Below are 13,676 nucleotides of genomic sequence, written 5' to 3'. Positions count from 1 at the left end.
TGACATCACGTTTTCGCAACCACATGAAAGGAGAAAAACGTGAGTGTCAAACACCTTAACCAACGCCAACTGGCGGACCGTTGGGACGTCAGCGAAGCCACCCTGGAACGCTGGAGGTCCGAAGGAATCGGTCCGGTCTTTCTGAAACTGCAAGGTCGTGTTCTTTATCGCCTTGAGGACGTCGAAAACTTCGAGTCCGAGAGCCTGCGCAGGAGCACGTCCGAGCGCGTCAACGTGGGAGGTGCGGTATGAACCACTATACCCACGAACAAGTGCTGGCTACGCCAGCCGGCGATCTGGCTAAGCAATCCAGCGAGTCGTTGTTTCAACTCAAAAATAATGCGGCTGATCTGCTTTCTGCCGCCAAGGCCATCGTCGAGCATATCGACCGAGCCCTGTACCTTAAGTACGCCGAGCGCACGCATGCACTGCGCCTTGCCGCTGGCAAGGACACCGGCGTCGTGCATTTCGATGACGGACACGTGCGTATCACGGCTGACCTGCCAAAAAAAATCGAGTGGGATCAGAAACGACTGGCCGATATCGCTCGCCGCATTGTCGCCAGCGGTGATGACTCATCCCAGTACGTTGAGATCACCTACCGCGTGTCTGAAACCAAATTTGGTACGTGGCCTGAGTCGCTCAAGGGCGCTTTCGAGCCGGCCCGCACCATCAAAACCGGCAAACCCGGATTCCGTCTCGCCTTAATTCAGGAGCCACTGTCATGAAAATCCCTGTCACGCTTATCGATCTTCTGCGCAAGCAGTCGTCCATGTACCTGCCTCATCTACCGGACTCGATTCGTATCCCCGCACTCAAACTCAGCCGCCCCGATGATGTAGTGCGCCCGGTTGTGGACTCAACTGTGGATGACGTTGCCTTCGCCATCCAAGGGCTTGAAGCCGAATCCACTGCAATCCATCATCGCCTCGGCGCGCTGCGAGAGTTGTATGACGGCGCAAGAAAACGTGGTTCATCCGGCAGCACGACCGTAGCCGAGGCTTTTGCCGATCTCGTCACTGGGGAGGCACGCAAATGAGCCTCCCCATCATTACTGCCGATCAACGCCTGGCGGAAAAGCGTGGTGTCAAGGGCGTGCTCGTCGGCAAAAGCGGCATCGGCAAGACGTCCCAATTGTGGACGCTGAGCCCCACGTCGACGCTGTTCTTTGATCTCGAGGCCGGAGATCTCGCCGTCGAGGGGTGGGCGGGCGACACGGTTCGGCCGCGCACCTGGCAGGAATGCCGGGATTTCGCGGTCTTCATCGGCGGCCCCAACCCGGCGCTACGTGATGAGCAGCCCTACAGCCAGGCCCACTTTGAAGCAGTCTGCGCGCGTTTTGGCGACCCGTCGGCTCTGGACAAGTACGAGACCGTCTTCGTCGATTCGATCACCGTTGCGGGTCGTCTGTGCCTGCAATGGTGCAAGGGGCAGCCGCAGGCATTTTCGGAAAAAACCGGCAAACCTGACAGCCGTGGGGCCTACGGCTTGATGGGTCAGGAAATGATCGGCTGGCTCACCCACCTGCAACACACCCGGCGCAAGAACGTCTGGTTCGTCGGCATTTTGAACGAGGCCATGGACGACTTCAATCGCCGCGTCTTTTCACTGCAGGTTGATGGCTCGAAAACCGGACTTGAGTTGCCGGGGATCGTCGATGAGGTCATCACCCTGGCCGAATTGAAGTCCGACGACGGCAGTGGCTACCGGGCGTTCGTCTGCCACACCCTGAACGACTGGGGCTACCCTGCCAAGGATCGTTCCGGTCGGCTCGACGCTATCGAGGAGCCGCATCTCGGCCGCCTGATGGAAAAGATCGCCGGCCCTGCCAAGCCCGCCACCGAACGACTCGATTTCGCACGCACAGTACCCGTTTCCACCCCCGAATCCATTTCAACTCAGGAGTCCTGATCATGACCTATTTCGATTTCAATTCCGCTTCCGAACAGACGTCCTTCGACCCCATCCCGAAAGGCACCTTGGTCCGCGTGCGCATAACCATCCGCCCGGGCGGCTTCGATGACGCATCCCAAGGTTGGACTGGCGGCTACGCCACGCGTAATGACAACACAGGCTCGGTTTATCTGAACTGCGAATTCGTGGTGATGGAAGGCGAGTATGGCCGCCGCAAGATGTGGTCGCTGATCGGTTTGTATAGCCCCAAGGGGCCTGAATGGGCCAACATGGGCCGGACATTCGTCAAAGCGATCCTCAATTCGGCGCGTGGTGTTCACCCGGGCGACAACAGCCCTGCCGCACAGAACGCGCGCCGGATCAGTGGATTCGCAGATCTCGATGGCATTGAGTTCCTCGGCAAGGTCGACTGGGACAAGGATAAGAACGGTCAGGACAAGAGCGTCATCAAGTCGGCGATTACATCTGAACACAGGGACTACGCCGCGCTGATGGGGCAAGCAAGCCAGCCCGTATCGACAGCCGGCGCACCGACCACCCACACCCAAGCCACCGGCCACGCCCCGATCCCGGGTCGTCCGAGCTGGGCGCAGTAACGGAGGGTCACGCTCATGATACTCCGTCCCCGCCAATCGCTGCTAGTCGAGCGCACATTGTCTGCGCTCGATGTACACGGAAACACACTGGCCGTCGCGCCGACCGGGTCGGGCAAAACCATCATGCTGTCGGCGGTGACTGGCAGTTATCTGGTCGAACCCGATGCTAAGGCATGTATCCTGGCGCACCGTACCGAACTCACTGGTCAGAACCGCGCCAAGTTCGAACATGTAAATCCTGGCATGACCACATCCGTGTTCGATGCCAACGAGAAATCCTGGCAAGGCCAGGTGACGTTCGCGATGGTGCAGACCTTGTCACGGCAGCCGCACCTCGAGCAGATGCCGACTCTGGATCTCCTCATCATCGACGAAGCCCATCACTCGTCTTCGCCCAGCTACCGAGCCGTCATCGATCAGGTGCTGACCAAGAATCCGAAGGCTGGAATCTGCGGCCTGACCGCCACCCCGAATCGTGGCGATGGCAAAGGGCTGCGTGAGGTGTTCTCGAACGTGTCTGACCAGATCAGTCTGGGCGAGATGATTGCATCCGGCCACCTGGTGTCACCACGCACCTTTGTGATTGATGTTGGTGCGCAGGAAGCCTTGCAGCAAGTGCGGCGCACTGCGATCGACTTCGACATGGAACAGGTCGCGTCGATTCTCAATAAATCGCTCATCACTGAAGCGGTGATCGCACACTGGAAGCAGAAAGCAGCTGACCGCAAAACCATCATCTTTTGCTCAACGGTGGCCCATGCGCAAAGCGTTTGTGATGCCTTTGTCGCATCCGGCGTTCAAGCCGTATTGATTCATGGCGAACTATCAAATGCCGAGCGTAAGACGCGCCTGAAGAAATACGAGTGCGGTTCCGCCCAAGTGGTCGTCAATGTGGCGGTATTGACCGAGGGCTACGACTACACGCCCACCGCTTGTGTCGTGCTGCTGCGCCCAAGCTCTTATAAATCCACCTTCATCCAGATGGTGGGGCGCGGCCTGCGCACCGTAGATCCAGACGAGTTCCCCGGTGTCATCAAAACCGATTGCATTGTGCTGGACTTCGGCACGGCCAGCCTGATGCATGGAGCACTCGAGCAGGACGTCAATCTGGATGGTCACCCCCACGATGGCGATGCCCCTACCAAGGATTGTCCGGAGTGTGATGCCATCGTACCGCTGGCCTGCATGGAGTGCCCACTTTGCGGCCATGTCTGGGAACGGGGCCATGATGAGGTAGGCGAATTATCGGACTTCATCATGAGCGAAATCGATCTCTTGAAACGCTCGAATTTCCGCTGGTGCGACCTGTTCGGTTGTGACGATGCGTTGATGGCCACGGGTTTTAGTGCCTGGGGTGGTGTATTTTTTCTGAATGGACGTTGGCATGCCATTGGCGGTGCCAAGTCGCAGCGCCCCAAATTACTGGCCGTGGGCGAGCGCACGGTTTGTATGGCCAAGGCAGACGACTGGCTCAATGACAACGAGTCGGCAGATTCTGCGCACAAAACCCGGCGCTGGCTCAACGAGCCACCGACGTCCAAGCAACTGGGCTATCTGCCAGAACCGATGCGTGCCGATTTCGGCATGACCCGCTATCAGGCTTCGGCACTTCTGTCGTTCCAATTCAACAAAAACGCCATTGCGCGTCTGGTGACAGCGGCCAACGACGCACATGCCTCCAGTGCCTTGGAGCTTGCGTGAAATGCATCGTGTGCTCCCGCCAGGCCAAGGGCCTCGGGTGGTTCAACGCCAACCTCAAACGCAGCGACCCCAAGCGCTATTGCGACAAGTGGGCGTTTTGCTCAATGCGCTGCCAAAACGCGTTTTCAATGCTCATGAATAAAACGGAGGGAAAAATGTTAGATCCGAGTGAAATGGAAATAACTGCCATGGGGTGTTGTTTGTCGCCGTTGGGCGAGTTTGTGGGTGCCATCGGCATGGATCGTCCGCTTGCCGATTACAGCCGCGAGGAGGTGATGACCCTCATTGATGTCGTGGTCACGGCCTATCAGCAACACATGACGGCCGAGCACGAACGCATGGCCGCCTGGGATCGTGCGTTTTTGCAGGAGCGACTGGCCCAGAAAAACCCACCCTCATCCATGGGAGCGCCATTCTGATGCTGGATTTCAACGCTCGTCCCAAAATTCAAGATCAGATCACGAATCTGATCGATGTGGCACTGATCCGCGAACGCGCGGGTCAAACATCGCGTGACTATCTCGGCGCCTCGCGCCTCGGGGTCGCTTGTGAGCGCGCTTTGCAGTACGAGTACAAGAACACGCCGGTCGACGTAGGACGTGGTTTCTCGGGCCGCTTATTGCGCATCTTTGAGGTCGGTCACACGCTGGAAAACTTGGCCATCCGCTGGCTTCGCATGGCCGGATTCGACCTGTACACCCAGAAAGCCAGCGGTGGTCAGTTCGGCTTTTCTGTCGCGGGTGGTCGCATACAGGGACACATAGACGGGGTTCTGAACAGCGGCCTCACTGAGTTTGAAATGCGCTATCCCGCCTTGTGGGAGTGCAAGACCATGAATGACAAGTCGTGGCGGGACACGGTCAAACAGGGAGTTACCAAGTCTAAGCCCGTTTATGCCGCGCAGGTTGCAGTCTATCAGGCTTACATGGAAGCCAGCATCCCGGGCATTTCGGCAAACCCGGCGTTGTTCACCGCCATCAACAAAGACACCCAGAAAATCTGGTTCGAATTATTGCCGTTTGACGGCGAATTGGCGCAGCGCATGTCGGACCGCGCGGTCCGTATCATCACGGCGACGGACAGCCAGGAATTGTTACCGCGCCATGCCACCACGCCGACGCATGTCGAGTGCAAGTTCTGCAGTTGGCAGGATCGCTGTTGGGCCACGCATGCAAACGGAAGTGCGGCATGAACATGCACCTCCTTCGGCATCATCTCAAAGCGGACAGCGCAGCCTCCGGAGCCTTGTCGAGCACTTTCAGCAACGCCTTGGCTGCGCCTGTCGGGCAACGCTTGCCCTGCTCCCAATTGCGGATGGTTTCCAGAGAAACATTGATCCGATGTGAAAACTCCAACTGGCTCAATCCGAGACGCTTACGCACGCGGCGTGCGAACTTTGCCGCGTCCTGCATGGCTTCGGCATCGTCAGCTGCCGCTTGCCTGGCAATGTCTTCCTCGGAGGTGGCATCCACACCAGCCGGATCAATCCATCCCGCAGCCAAAGTCGCAGGCTGTGTCGGGTCAATCTTCACGCGTACAGTCTTCATAGTATCTGATCTCTCGTTGGTTTGCCTTACGTGCGGAAATGATGCGAATGAATTCGTTGCGTGGCGTGTAGATCACGATAAAGATTCGATCATCGATCTTGCCCATCAGTCTGTAGCGATCTTCATCATAACTATGGCGAGTATCGGCTTCAACGATCCGGTCAGGATCAAAGAAAGCTCGCGCCGCGTAGGCAAAGTTAAACCGGCGCGTTCGCGCGCAATCCTCGCTTTTGGCTTCATCCCATTCAAATTCCATGCACCAATAGTAGTTCATTGGACTATAGATTGCAAGATGGGAGGTATGGCATGAACGCAGCACTCATTCCCACGCATCCGAACCGGCCTCTCGTCGGGATACGCATCATCGAACGCATGCTTTTGCGCCATGTGTTCGCACCGGTGCCAGAGGCCAAGCTGATCGTGGCAGTGATCTGTCAGGCAATGGCTGATGCAGTCTCGTCTGACGATTATCTCCGGCGCAGAGCCTGTGAGTTTTTGCAGAGCAGACGTCTCGACTTCTTCACCGATCTTGTCGACATCAACCCGGAATTTGTCAGGGAGGTGGCACGCCGGACGCGCTATCTCACCATCACCACACCAACAATTCCAGCCGTTAGAAAGAATTCAAGAAAGATGACTAAAGGATGATGGATTTTAACGACATTACGGCACCAATTAAGCATTCTCACACCAGAGATCGTGACGAGATACGCCGCGATGTGCTTGCCTGTCTGGAATCTGTTTTATTCACGATGTTTCCAGCAGGCAAAAAACGACACGACAAGTTTTACATCGGAGATGTGTTTGGCAGTCCCGGCGACAGTCTCGAAGTCGTGCTTACTGGTAAAAAGGCAGGACTGTGGACCGATCGCGCAGAAGGTAGCGGCGGTGACATCTTTGACCTGATTGCCAAACGCCACGGGCTGGACACCCGATCTGACTTCAGCGCGGTGATGAAAGTCGCTGCCGAACTGGTTGGCGGGCCGTTGAGCCATCCTGCGCCAATCAGGACCGAAGTGCCATTAGACGATCTCGGTGCCCACACCGGCAAATGGGACTACCTCACACCCGATGGACTGTTGATCGCATGCGTCTATCGCTATGACCCGCCGACGGGCAAGAAATATCGCCCCTGGGATGTGCGGGCACGGATGTGGCGCGCACCTGATCCCAGGCCGCTCTACAACCTGCCCGCGATATCCAAGGCAAAGCAGGTGGTCCTGGTCGAGGGTGAAAAATGCGCTGATGCCCTGATTGCTGTTGGCATCGTGGCGACCACAGCCATGAACGGGGCCAAAGCACCAATCGACAAGACTGACTGGAAGCCACTGGCTGGCAAGTCTGTTTTGATCTGGCCAGATCGGGATGCGCCTGGCTGGGATTACGCCGAAAACGCCGCACGCGCTTGTGTTACTGCAGGCTGTTTATCCGTGGCGATCTTGGTGCCGCCGACTGACAAGCCGAACAAGTGGGACGCCGCCAACGCCGTCACCGAGGGATTCAACTGCGTGGATTTCATCGCGCACGGAGGGTGCCACGTGGTCAAGGCGGCGGTTCCATCACTGCCGACATTCACGCTGGGTGAGATGCTCGATGATGACTCGCCACTACCACCAGACCTGATCTCGCCGCGCGTGCTCACGCCGGGCGGCATGTTGGTGTTTGGTGGCGCACCCAAGGTCGGCAAGAGCGATTTTCTACTGTCATGGCTCATACATATGGCTGCAGGCATACCTTTCCTGGGCATGCCACCTCCCCGACCATTGCGCGTGTTCTATCTTCAAGCCGAAGTGCAATATCACTACCTGCGCGAGCGGGTAAAAGAAATTCGTCTGCCGTCCCATAGGTTGCAAGATGCGCGTGCCAATTTCATTGCCACCCCGCAATTGCATCTCGTGCTCGATGATGCAGGGCTGACTCAGGTGATCCCCGCCATCGCAAATGCATTTGGTGGCTTGCCGCCAGACATCATTGCCATTGATCCGATCCGCAACGTATTCGATGGCGGCGACGCCGGTGGCGAGAACGACAATGGCGCGATGTTGTTCTTCCTGTCCCAACGGGTAGAACGAATTCGTCAAGCGGTGAACCCGGACGCCGGTATCATCCTCGCCCACCACACCAAGAAGCTTGGCAAGAAGCAGTTCGAGGAAGACCCGTTCCAGGCACTGGCCGGAGCCAGCAGCCTGCGCGGTTACTACTCAAGCGGGATGGTGCTGTACCGCCCCGATGAAACACACACCACGCGCCAGCTGATTTTTGAATTGCGCAACGGAGCGAGTATTCCGTTCAAGCACGTGGACAAGAGCAAAGGGGAATGGCGCGAGGTCAATCCCACAGTTCGGTCCGTGATGCATGACTGGGGTGAAAAACTCGATGCCGAGCGCCGGCGCAAGCATGACGTGATCGTGCAGATGTTGTTCGATGAAGCTGCACAGGGCAAATGTTACACGTCGAACCAGTTTGCTGAAGCCTTTGAAGGTCAAGGAGGACTGGGGGCAAACCGCACCATCAACGAACGTCTGTCCGTACTCGCCACCCTTGGCTATATCAAGTTCTTCCGCAACCCGCAGGATTACGGGCTGGCACAGGTCAAGCGCAGCAAATTCGGTTATCTGTGCGTGGAGGACATGCGGCTGACCCGCACTTTCGATCTGCCAGCTCCGGAGTGCGGCGAGCCTCTGACTGAATCCGTCAGAGTGATGCCGACCCATTACAAATGTCCCCGGTCGGGTGTGATTTTACCTGTTGAAAACGCGGATATCTGGATATACCAACAGGAGATGGAACCATGAAAAAAACATCGGAAAAACGTCTGCAATCTGACCCAGATTGCTGCAATCTGCAATCTGGCCGCAATCAAATTTTGATGATTATAAAGGAAAATTCCAGATTGCAGGGGTTTGGCGCCGCAAACTCCCGCAATCTAGGATACCCCATAACCAATCAATAACTTACGGCCATTCTCAGATTGCACACGGAGTCCCTGTATTACATACAGGGGGTAATAACTTACCCCTGTAGATGTAAGACCTCTTTCCCGCCAACCGCAAGTGGTCAAAACCGAATTTTGAAAGGATGACTGAAATGCAAAAAATACTCCTCGCCCTCGATCTGGGCACCCACACCGGATGGGCGCTACGCCATCTGGATGGCAGCATCACCAGTGGCACCGAGCATTTCAAACCGCAACGTTTCGAAGGCGGCGGCATGCGCTATTTGAGATTCCGCCGCTGGCTCACCGAGATCAAACAGGCGGCTGGCGACATTGATGCCGTTTATTTCGAGGAAGTAAGGCGTCACGCAGGCGTCGACGCCGCACACGCCTACGGCGGATTCCTGGCCACCTTGACCGCCTGGTGCGAGCACCACAACATTCCGTATCAGGGTGTGCCGGTCGGCACGATCAAAAAGCACGCCACCGGCAAAGGCAATGCCGGCAAGGATGAGGTGATCGCAGCCATGCGAGCCAAGGGCCATCCGGTGACGGATGACAACGAAGCTGATGCACTGGCCTTGCTGCATTGGGCAGTCGACTCCATGGAGGTTTGATATGAAAATTCCTCCAGCTCGCTATCCATCGCCATTGGGCCGCATGCAGCCCAACCCTGCTGACCTTGATGCCATCAAAGAAGTAGGCTGGCGCGAGCAGCATATCCTGGTGGTGAATGAGGCGGACGAACGTCTGGATTTCGTTGAGCGGGAATTCGTGCGGCGGATCGGTGAACGGCTGTACGGGAGGAAACGCCATGACTGACTGGACACCAGATATCGTCGCAGCAAGGTTTGCCGAAGCAGCAGAAACAGCAAGACGCTTGCCACCTGCAAAGGTGCAGGGTTATTTCAACGTCTGGCCAACCCTGTTGCGTATGGCGCCAGAACAGAAGCCAAACGATGACGAACGGCATTTCCCGCCCACACCGGCAGCGGTTGAAAGGATGCTGGAGGCAATGCGCTGGATGCAGATGCTCGATGTCGATTCGCGCCACATCGTCTGGATGCGGGCAGATCACTTCGAGTGGTCACAGATCGCCAAACGTGCGGGCAGCACCGTCCGTACTGTTCAGCGCAGACGGAACATGGCCTTGTCGCAGCTTACCGAAAACCTGAACGAAATGCGTGTAGTTGCGGCAAGTTGCAAATAGATGCGAAGCCATGCAGACAATCGAGTATTAGTGCGGGTTTCAAGCCATTTTCAGGGTGTCGCATTTCAGGCATTTTTTGTGTATATTTCTGCCATGGTCGAAGATTAAGCGACCACCTCCAACCCGCGCCAACCGCCCCCTTCGGGCGGTTTTTTACGCCCATTAAAAAACTCAATCCAGTCACATTGAGCTCTCCAGGCCGGACATTCGAAAATGTCAGCCTCGATCGTCAGAATAAGGAACGTCCCCATGATTGAGCATCGGGTTCATATTGAGCAGTGGCCATTATCAAGATTGATCGAATACGCGCGCAACCCGCGCAAGAACGATCACGCCATTGATGCCGTAGCGGCGGCCATCCGTGAATTCGGATTTCGTGTTCCCATCCTGGCCAAACGCGATGGTACCATCATCGACGGCCATTTGAGATTCAAGGCTGCCCGCAAACTTGGGATCGAAACGGTTCCCATCTTGCTCGGCGACGACATGACCGAAACCCAGATCAAGGCGTTCCGGCTGAGTGTCAACAAGCTTGCGGAGTTGGCCAACTGGGACGATGAACTGTTGGGGCTGGAACTCTCCGAATTACAGGATGCCGGTTTCGATCTGGAATTGACCGGCTTTACCGAAGACGAATGGGCGACACTCATCGCCGGAGAAGAAACCAGCAAGGATGGTCTCACCGATGAGGATGAGATTCCGGAAGTGCCTGAAACCCCCATTTCGCAGCCGGGCTATCTCTGGCTGATGGGCGAGCACAAACTGCTGTGCGGCGATGCCACGAAGGCCGACGACTACAAAACCCTTCTGGGCGACGAACTGGTGGACATGACTTTCACCGATCCGCCCTACAACGTAAACTACGCCAACACGGCCAAGGACAAACTGCGCGGCAAGCATCGCCCGATCCTGAACGACAACCTGGGCGAGAATTTCCATGCTTTCCTCGAGGCGGCGTGCCGGAACATCCTGGCGGTGACGAAAGGCGCGGTCTACATCGCGATGAGTTCATCCGAACTCGACACCCTGCAGTCGGCCTTCCGGTCAGCGGGCGGCAAATGGTCCACCTTCATCATCTGGGCCAAGAACACGTTTACGCTGGGTCGTGCCGATTACCAGCGTCAATATGAACCGATTTTGTATGGCTGGCGGGATGGCATTGACCACTACTGGTGCGGTGCCCGCGACCAGGGCGACGTCTGGCAGATCAAGAAACCGCACAAGAACGACCTTCACCCCACCATGAAGCCGGTCGAACTAGTGGAACGCGCGATTCGCAACAGTAGCAAAACACGTGATCTGGTACTCGACCCCTTCGGCGGATCTGGCACCACCCTGATCGCCTGCGAGAAATCCGGGCGGCGGGCGCGGCTCATCGAACTCGATCCGAAGTATGTGGATGTGATCGTGCGCCGCTGGCAGGAATTCACGGGTCAGGAAGCGGAACGCGCCAGTGATGGCGCGAAGTTCGTGGATTCGGAAAAGCTTGATAAACCGACGATTTTGTAAACGCGCTCGCCACCTTCGGATTTTTCGGAGGTGATAGCAAGTCCCATTTTCTTCTTGAATGCACCGGCGAAGGTGCCGCGCACGGTGTGAGCCCGCCAGCCGGTGACGTCCATGATCTGAGTGATCGTTGCACCCTCAGATCGCTTGAGCATCGCGATCACCTTGGACTGCTTGCTGTTGTCGCGGGTGTGCAGTTTGGCCTGTTCGATGACCGTATTGATCGCCTTGGCGCTGATCGGCGCCTTGCGCGGCACACCCAGCGCTTCGTAACCCTCGGCGGTAACGAACCAGTCGTCATTCATGGGTGTGATCAGGGCGCGATTGAACATGCCGTCCAGCACCTTCTTGCGGGCACCTCCCCTGATGTTGTCGGGGAACCAGGTGATCTTGCCGTCGGTGTGGTGGTGGGCATGGGCCAGGATGGTATGTTGGGCTGGGGTGAGTTGGATTTTTGTGATCATGATGAACTCCTGATGGTTATACGTGGTGGATTTGCTTGGCGCGCTCGAATCCGACCCAGTCCCCTTTATCGTTGAGGCCGCGTGAGGGAGTTCGTCGATCGTGAATTGCTGTGTGGTGTAGGTCATTTGTTGCTCCTGTGTGGTAGTGGATGACGACCCTATGAACGCTTCATTTCCGAAGACAATCAAGTGGTTTCTGCAGGGTTTTTGATCGTCATGGTCACTCGCGCTCCGACCCCGTGCCGTTACCCGGGATGCCCGGCATTGATCTTATCGCCTGGATATTGCGACAGGCATCTGCGATCGATCCGCAAGCAGCAGGATGATCGTCGAGGATCGGCAGCAAGTCGTGGATATGATTCCCGATGGCGCCGTGCGCGCGCTTTGTACTTGAGCCTACATCCGCTGTGTGCGGCATGCCAGCGCCATGACAGGACGGTCGCCGCCTCGGTCGTCGATCACATCAAACCGCACAAGGGGAACCGAGAACTGTTTTGGGACGAACATAACTGGCAGGGGCTGTGCAAGCCCTGCCACGATGTTAAAACCGCGCGCGAGGACGGCGGGTTTGGCAATTCGAAACCGGTAGGGCGGTCAAATCCTTGCAACCTCGCCGCGCGGGACCGCGCGCTTAACCAGATTTTTGCGCGTGCAAAATGAAAAACTTTTTTTGGTGACTTTTGCCATGCAAGCCCCACCGTTTCTGGATTTTTGGCATTTTTTGACACCACGAAATTGAGCCGATGATTGCGCAATCTGATGCTCGGTCATCACGATGGAGGAATGACATGGCCGGACGCAAACCGCTGCCTGTCGCTGTGAAGAAGATCAAGGGAACCCTGCAAAAATGTCGCACCAACGATCATGAGCCCAAACCTGTCGGCACCTTGGGCGAGCCTCCTGAGTACATGTCCGACAACGCTAAAGAAGCGTGGCGCTATGCCGTCCAACATGCCCCTCCAGGTCTGTTGTCGGCATTGGATGCCGCCGTGCTGGAGCGTTGGGCCAATTGCGCCGGAATGTATCGTGAGGCACTGACCAAGATCAACCGATCTGGCGTATCGGGCATGCTGATCAAAACCCCCAGCGGTATCCTGCGGCGTTCGCCGCTGATGGACGTGATCCGGGATCTCGCGCTGGAAATGAAAGGCTATGAGGCCGAGATGGGTTTTACACCGGCCTCCCGTTCACGGGTGCAGATGGCCCAGGATGCGCAGCATGCCGACGATCCGTGGGCGGACATTGCCGGCTGATGGCAACGCAATACGCCATCATCGCCCGTCACTACGCCGAAGCCGTGGTCACAGGAGAGATTGCGGCCTGCCGCTGGGTGCATCTCGCCTGCCAGCGTCAGATCGACGATCTGGCAAGATTCAAGGGCAAAGCAAGCCCGTATCGCTTCAATCCCAGGCTCACGGATGGCAAGGGCCGCCGTTTCTATCCCGCCGACAATCTGTGTGCCTTCATCGAGCGTTTGCCGCATGTCAAGGGACCACTGGTCGGGACGACCATCAAGCTGGAGCCTTGGCAGGTGTTCATCCTCACCACGGTGTTCGGCTGGGTGAAACCGGATGGCAAGAGGCGTTTCCGCCGTTCCTACATCGAGGTGCCTCGCGGCAACGCTAAGTCGACACTCTCGTCTGCTCTGGCGCTGTACATGCTTGCGGCCGATGGCGAGGGCGGCGCCGAAGTGTATTCACTAGCCACCACCCGCGACCAGGCGCGCATCGTCTTTGGCGATGCCCAGATGATGGCGCGACGCTCGACAGGGTTTCGCAGCCGGTTCGGTGTGTCGGTCGGCGC

General features: G+C 57.1%; 22 protein-coding genes. 18 read left to right on the top strand and 4 right to left on the bottom strand.

Translation table 11 applies throughout. The features are described from left to right. Nucleotides 1–39: 39 nt before the first annotated feature. The 8 genes from M7R55_RS08430 (at nucleotide 40) to M7R55_RS08395 (ending at nucleotide 5,403) form a co-directional block, all read left to right on the top strand. Nucleotides 40–252 (top strand): helix-turn-helix domain-containing protein, encoded by a 213-nt coding sequence (locus M7R55_RS08430; RefSeq protein ID WP_298219969.1) that lies wholly within the window; start codon nucleotides 40–42, stop codon nucleotides 250–252. Beyond that, complete coding sequence (locus M7R55_RS08425) at nucleotides 249–728, top strand: hypothetical protein (RefSeq protein ID WP_298219968.1); 480 nt, start codon at nucleotides 249–251, stop codon at nucleotides 726–728. Before M7R55_RS08430 ends, M7R55_RS08425 begins: the two co-directional genes overlap by 4 nt. Then, nucleotides 725–1,039, top strand: coding sequence for a hypothetical protein (locus tag M7R55_RS08420; protein WP_298219967.1), 315 nt, complete (start codon nucleotides 725–727; stop codon nucleotides 1,037–1,039). Before M7R55_RS08425 ends, M7R55_RS08420 begins: the two co-directional genes overlap by 4 nt. After that, nucleotides 1,036–1,911: an ATP-binding protein gene (locus M7R55_RS08415; protein ID WP_298219966.1), complete on the top strand. Its 876-nt coding sequence runs from the start codon at nucleotides 1,036–1,038 to the stop codon at nucleotides 1,909–1,911. Before M7R55_RS08420 ends, M7R55_RS08415 begins: the two co-directional genes overlap by 4 nt. Before the next feature lie 2 nt (nucleotides 1,912–1,913). Continuing rightward, nucleotides 1,914–2,510, top strand: a complete 597-nt coding sequence (locus tag M7R55_RS08410) for a hypothetical protein (RefSeq protein WP_298219965.1) — start codon at nucleotides 1,914–1,916, stop codon at nucleotides 2,508–2,510. Between the two features lie 15 nt (nucleotides 2,511–2,525). Continuing rightward, a complete protein-coding gene (locus tag M7R55_RS08405; RefSeq protein ID WP_298219964.1) occupies nucleotides 2,526–4,211 on the top strand; it encodes a DEAD/DEAH box helicase in 1,686 nt (561 codons plus the stop codon). Between the two features lie 155 nt (nucleotides 4,212–4,366). After that, nucleotides 4,367–4,630: a DUF6511 domain-containing protein gene (locus M7R55_RS08400; protein ID WP_298219963.1), complete on the top strand. Its 264-nt coding sequence runs from the start codon at nucleotides 4,367–4,369 to the stop codon at nucleotides 4,628–4,630. Beyond that, a complete protein-coding gene (locus tag M7R55_RS08395; RefSeq protein WP_298219962.1) occupies nucleotides 4,630–5,403 on the top strand; it encodes a hypothetical protein in 774 nt (257 codons plus the stop codon). Before M7R55_RS08400 ends, M7R55_RS08395 begins: the two co-directional genes overlap by 1 nt. 19 nt (nucleotides 5,404–5,422) lie before the next feature. On the opposite strand, the gene M7R55_RS08390 is transcribed toward M7R55_RS08395, so the two are convergent. Together M7R55_RS08390 and M7R55_RS08385 are read right to left on the bottom strand one after the other, a co-directional pair. Then, nucleotides 5,423–5,758, bottom strand: coding sequence for a helix-turn-helix domain-containing protein (locus M7R55_RS08390; RefSeq protein ID WP_298219961.1), 336 nt, complete (start codon nucleotides 5,756–5,758; stop codon nucleotides 5,423–5,425). After that, nucleotides 5,733–6,014 (bottom strand): BrnT family toxin, encoded by a 282-nt coding sequence (locus M7R55_RS08385; protein WP_298219960.1) that lies wholly within the window; start codon nucleotides 6,012–6,014, stop codon nucleotides 5,733–5,735. The genes M7R55_RS08390 and M7R55_RS08385 overlap by 26 nt, the downstream gene beginning before the upstream one ends. 50 nt (nucleotides 6,015–6,064) lie before the next feature. On the opposite strand from M7R55_RS08385, the gene M7R55_RS08380 reads away from it, so the two are divergent. The 7 genes from M7R55_RS08380 to M7R55_RS08350 all read left to right on the top strand — a co-directional run bounded on the left by M7R55_RS08380 (nucleotide 6,065) and on the right by M7R55_RS08350 (nucleotide 11,412). Continuing rightward, nucleotides 6,065–6,406 carry a hypothetical protein gene (locus M7R55_RS08380; protein WP_298219959.1) on the top strand — a complete coding sequence of 114 codons (342 nt, stop codon included), beginning with the start codon at nucleotides 6,065–6,067 and terminating at the stop codon, nucleotides 6,404–6,406. Continuing rightward, nucleotides 6,403–8,553 (top strand): AAA family ATPase, encoded by a 2,151-nt coding sequence (locus tag M7R55_RS08375; RefSeq protein ID WP_298219958.1) that lies wholly within the window; start codon nucleotides 6,403–6,405, stop codon nucleotides 8,551–8,553. Before M7R55_RS08380 ends, M7R55_RS08375 begins: the two co-directional genes overlap by 4 nt. Further along, entirely contained in the window at nucleotides 8,550–8,711 is a 162-nt protein-coding gene (locus tag M7R55_RS08370) for a hypothetical protein (RefSeq protein WP_298219957.1), read from the top strand. The genes M7R55_RS08375 and M7R55_RS08370 overlap by 4 nt, the downstream gene beginning before the upstream one ends. Nucleotides 8,712–8,845: 134 nt before the next feature. Further along, nucleotides 8,846–9,310, top strand: coding sequence for a hypothetical protein (locus tag M7R55_RS08365; RefSeq protein WP_298219956.1), 465 nt, complete (start codon nucleotides 8,846–8,848; stop codon nucleotides 9,308–9,310). A 1-nt stretch (nucleotide 9,311) separates the two neighbouring features. Next, nucleotides 9,312–9,515, top strand: a complete 204-nt coding sequence (locus M7R55_RS08360; protein WP_298219955.1) for a hypothetical protein — start codon at nucleotides 9,312–9,314, stop codon at nucleotides 9,513–9,515. Next, nucleotides 9,508–9,903: a DUF6362 family protein gene (locus tag M7R55_RS08355; protein ID WP_298219954.1), complete on the top strand. Its 396-nt coding sequence runs from the start codon at nucleotides 9,508–9,510 to the stop codon at nucleotides 9,901–9,903. The genes M7R55_RS08360 and M7R55_RS08355 overlap by 8 nt, the downstream gene beginning before the upstream one ends. A 249-nt stretch (nucleotides 9,904–10,152) precedes the next feature. Then, nucleotides 10,153–11,412: a DNA modification methylase gene (locus tag M7R55_RS08350; protein WP_298219953.1), complete on the top strand. Its 1,260-nt coding sequence runs from the start codon at nucleotides 10,153–10,155 to the stop codon at nucleotides 11,410–11,412. Here the strand turns inward: M7R55_RS08350 and M7R55_RS08345 are convergent. Both M7R55_RS08345 and M7R55_RS08340 read right to left on the bottom strand, forming a co-directional pair. After that, nucleotides 11,337–11,999 carry a DUF3489 domain-containing protein gene (locus tag M7R55_RS08345; RefSeq protein ID WP_298219952.1) on the bottom strand — a complete coding sequence of 221 codons (663 nt, stop codon included), beginning with the start codon at nucleotides 11,997–11,999 and terminating at the stop codon, nucleotides 11,337–11,339. The genes M7R55_RS08350 and M7R55_RS08345 overlap by 76 nt on opposite strands. A gap of 94 nt (nucleotides 12,000–12,093) precedes the next feature. After that, nucleotides 12,094–12,291, bottom strand: coding sequence for a hypothetical protein (locus M7R55_RS08340; RefSeq protein ID WP_298219951.1), 198 nt, complete (start codon nucleotides 12,289–12,291; stop codon nucleotides 12,094–12,096). Between M7R55_RS08340 and M7R55_RS12260 the strand changes: the two genes are divergently transcribed. From M7R55_RS12260 to M7R55_RS08330, 3 genes are all read left to right on the top strand, one after another. Beyond that, nucleotides 12,258–12,533 carry an HNH endonuclease gene (locus M7R55_RS12260; protein ID WP_366881176.1) on the top strand — a complete coding sequence of 92 codons (276 nt, stop codon included), beginning with the start codon at nucleotides 12,258–12,260 and terminating at the stop codon, nucleotides 12,531–12,533. The two genes, M7R55_RS08340 and M7R55_RS12260, sit on opposite strands and share 34 nt — an antisense overlap. A 128-nt stretch (nucleotides 12,534–12,661) precedes the next feature. After that, on the top strand, nucleotides 12,662–13,126 hold the full coding sequence (locus M7R55_RS08335) for a phage terminase small subunit P27 family (protein WP_298219950.1): 465 nt from the start codon (nucleotides 12,662–12,664) through the stop codon (nucleotides 13,124–13,126). Next, nucleotides 13,126–13,676, top strand: a 551-nt coding sequence (locus tag M7R55_RS08330) for a terminase large subunit (protein WP_298219949.1), incomplete at its 3' end; no start/stop codon positions are given. The genes M7R55_RS08335 and M7R55_RS08330, both read left to right, overlap by 1 nt.

This window comes from Halothiobacillus sp. (genome assembly GCF_027346185.1).
Classification (GTDB): domain Bacteria; phylum Pseudomonadota; class Gammaproteobacteria; order Halothiobacillales; family Halothiobacillaceae; genus Halothiobacillus.
The sequence above is the reverse complement of the archived record's forward strand: the minus strand, read 5'-3'. Positions and strand labels throughout refer to the sequence as shown.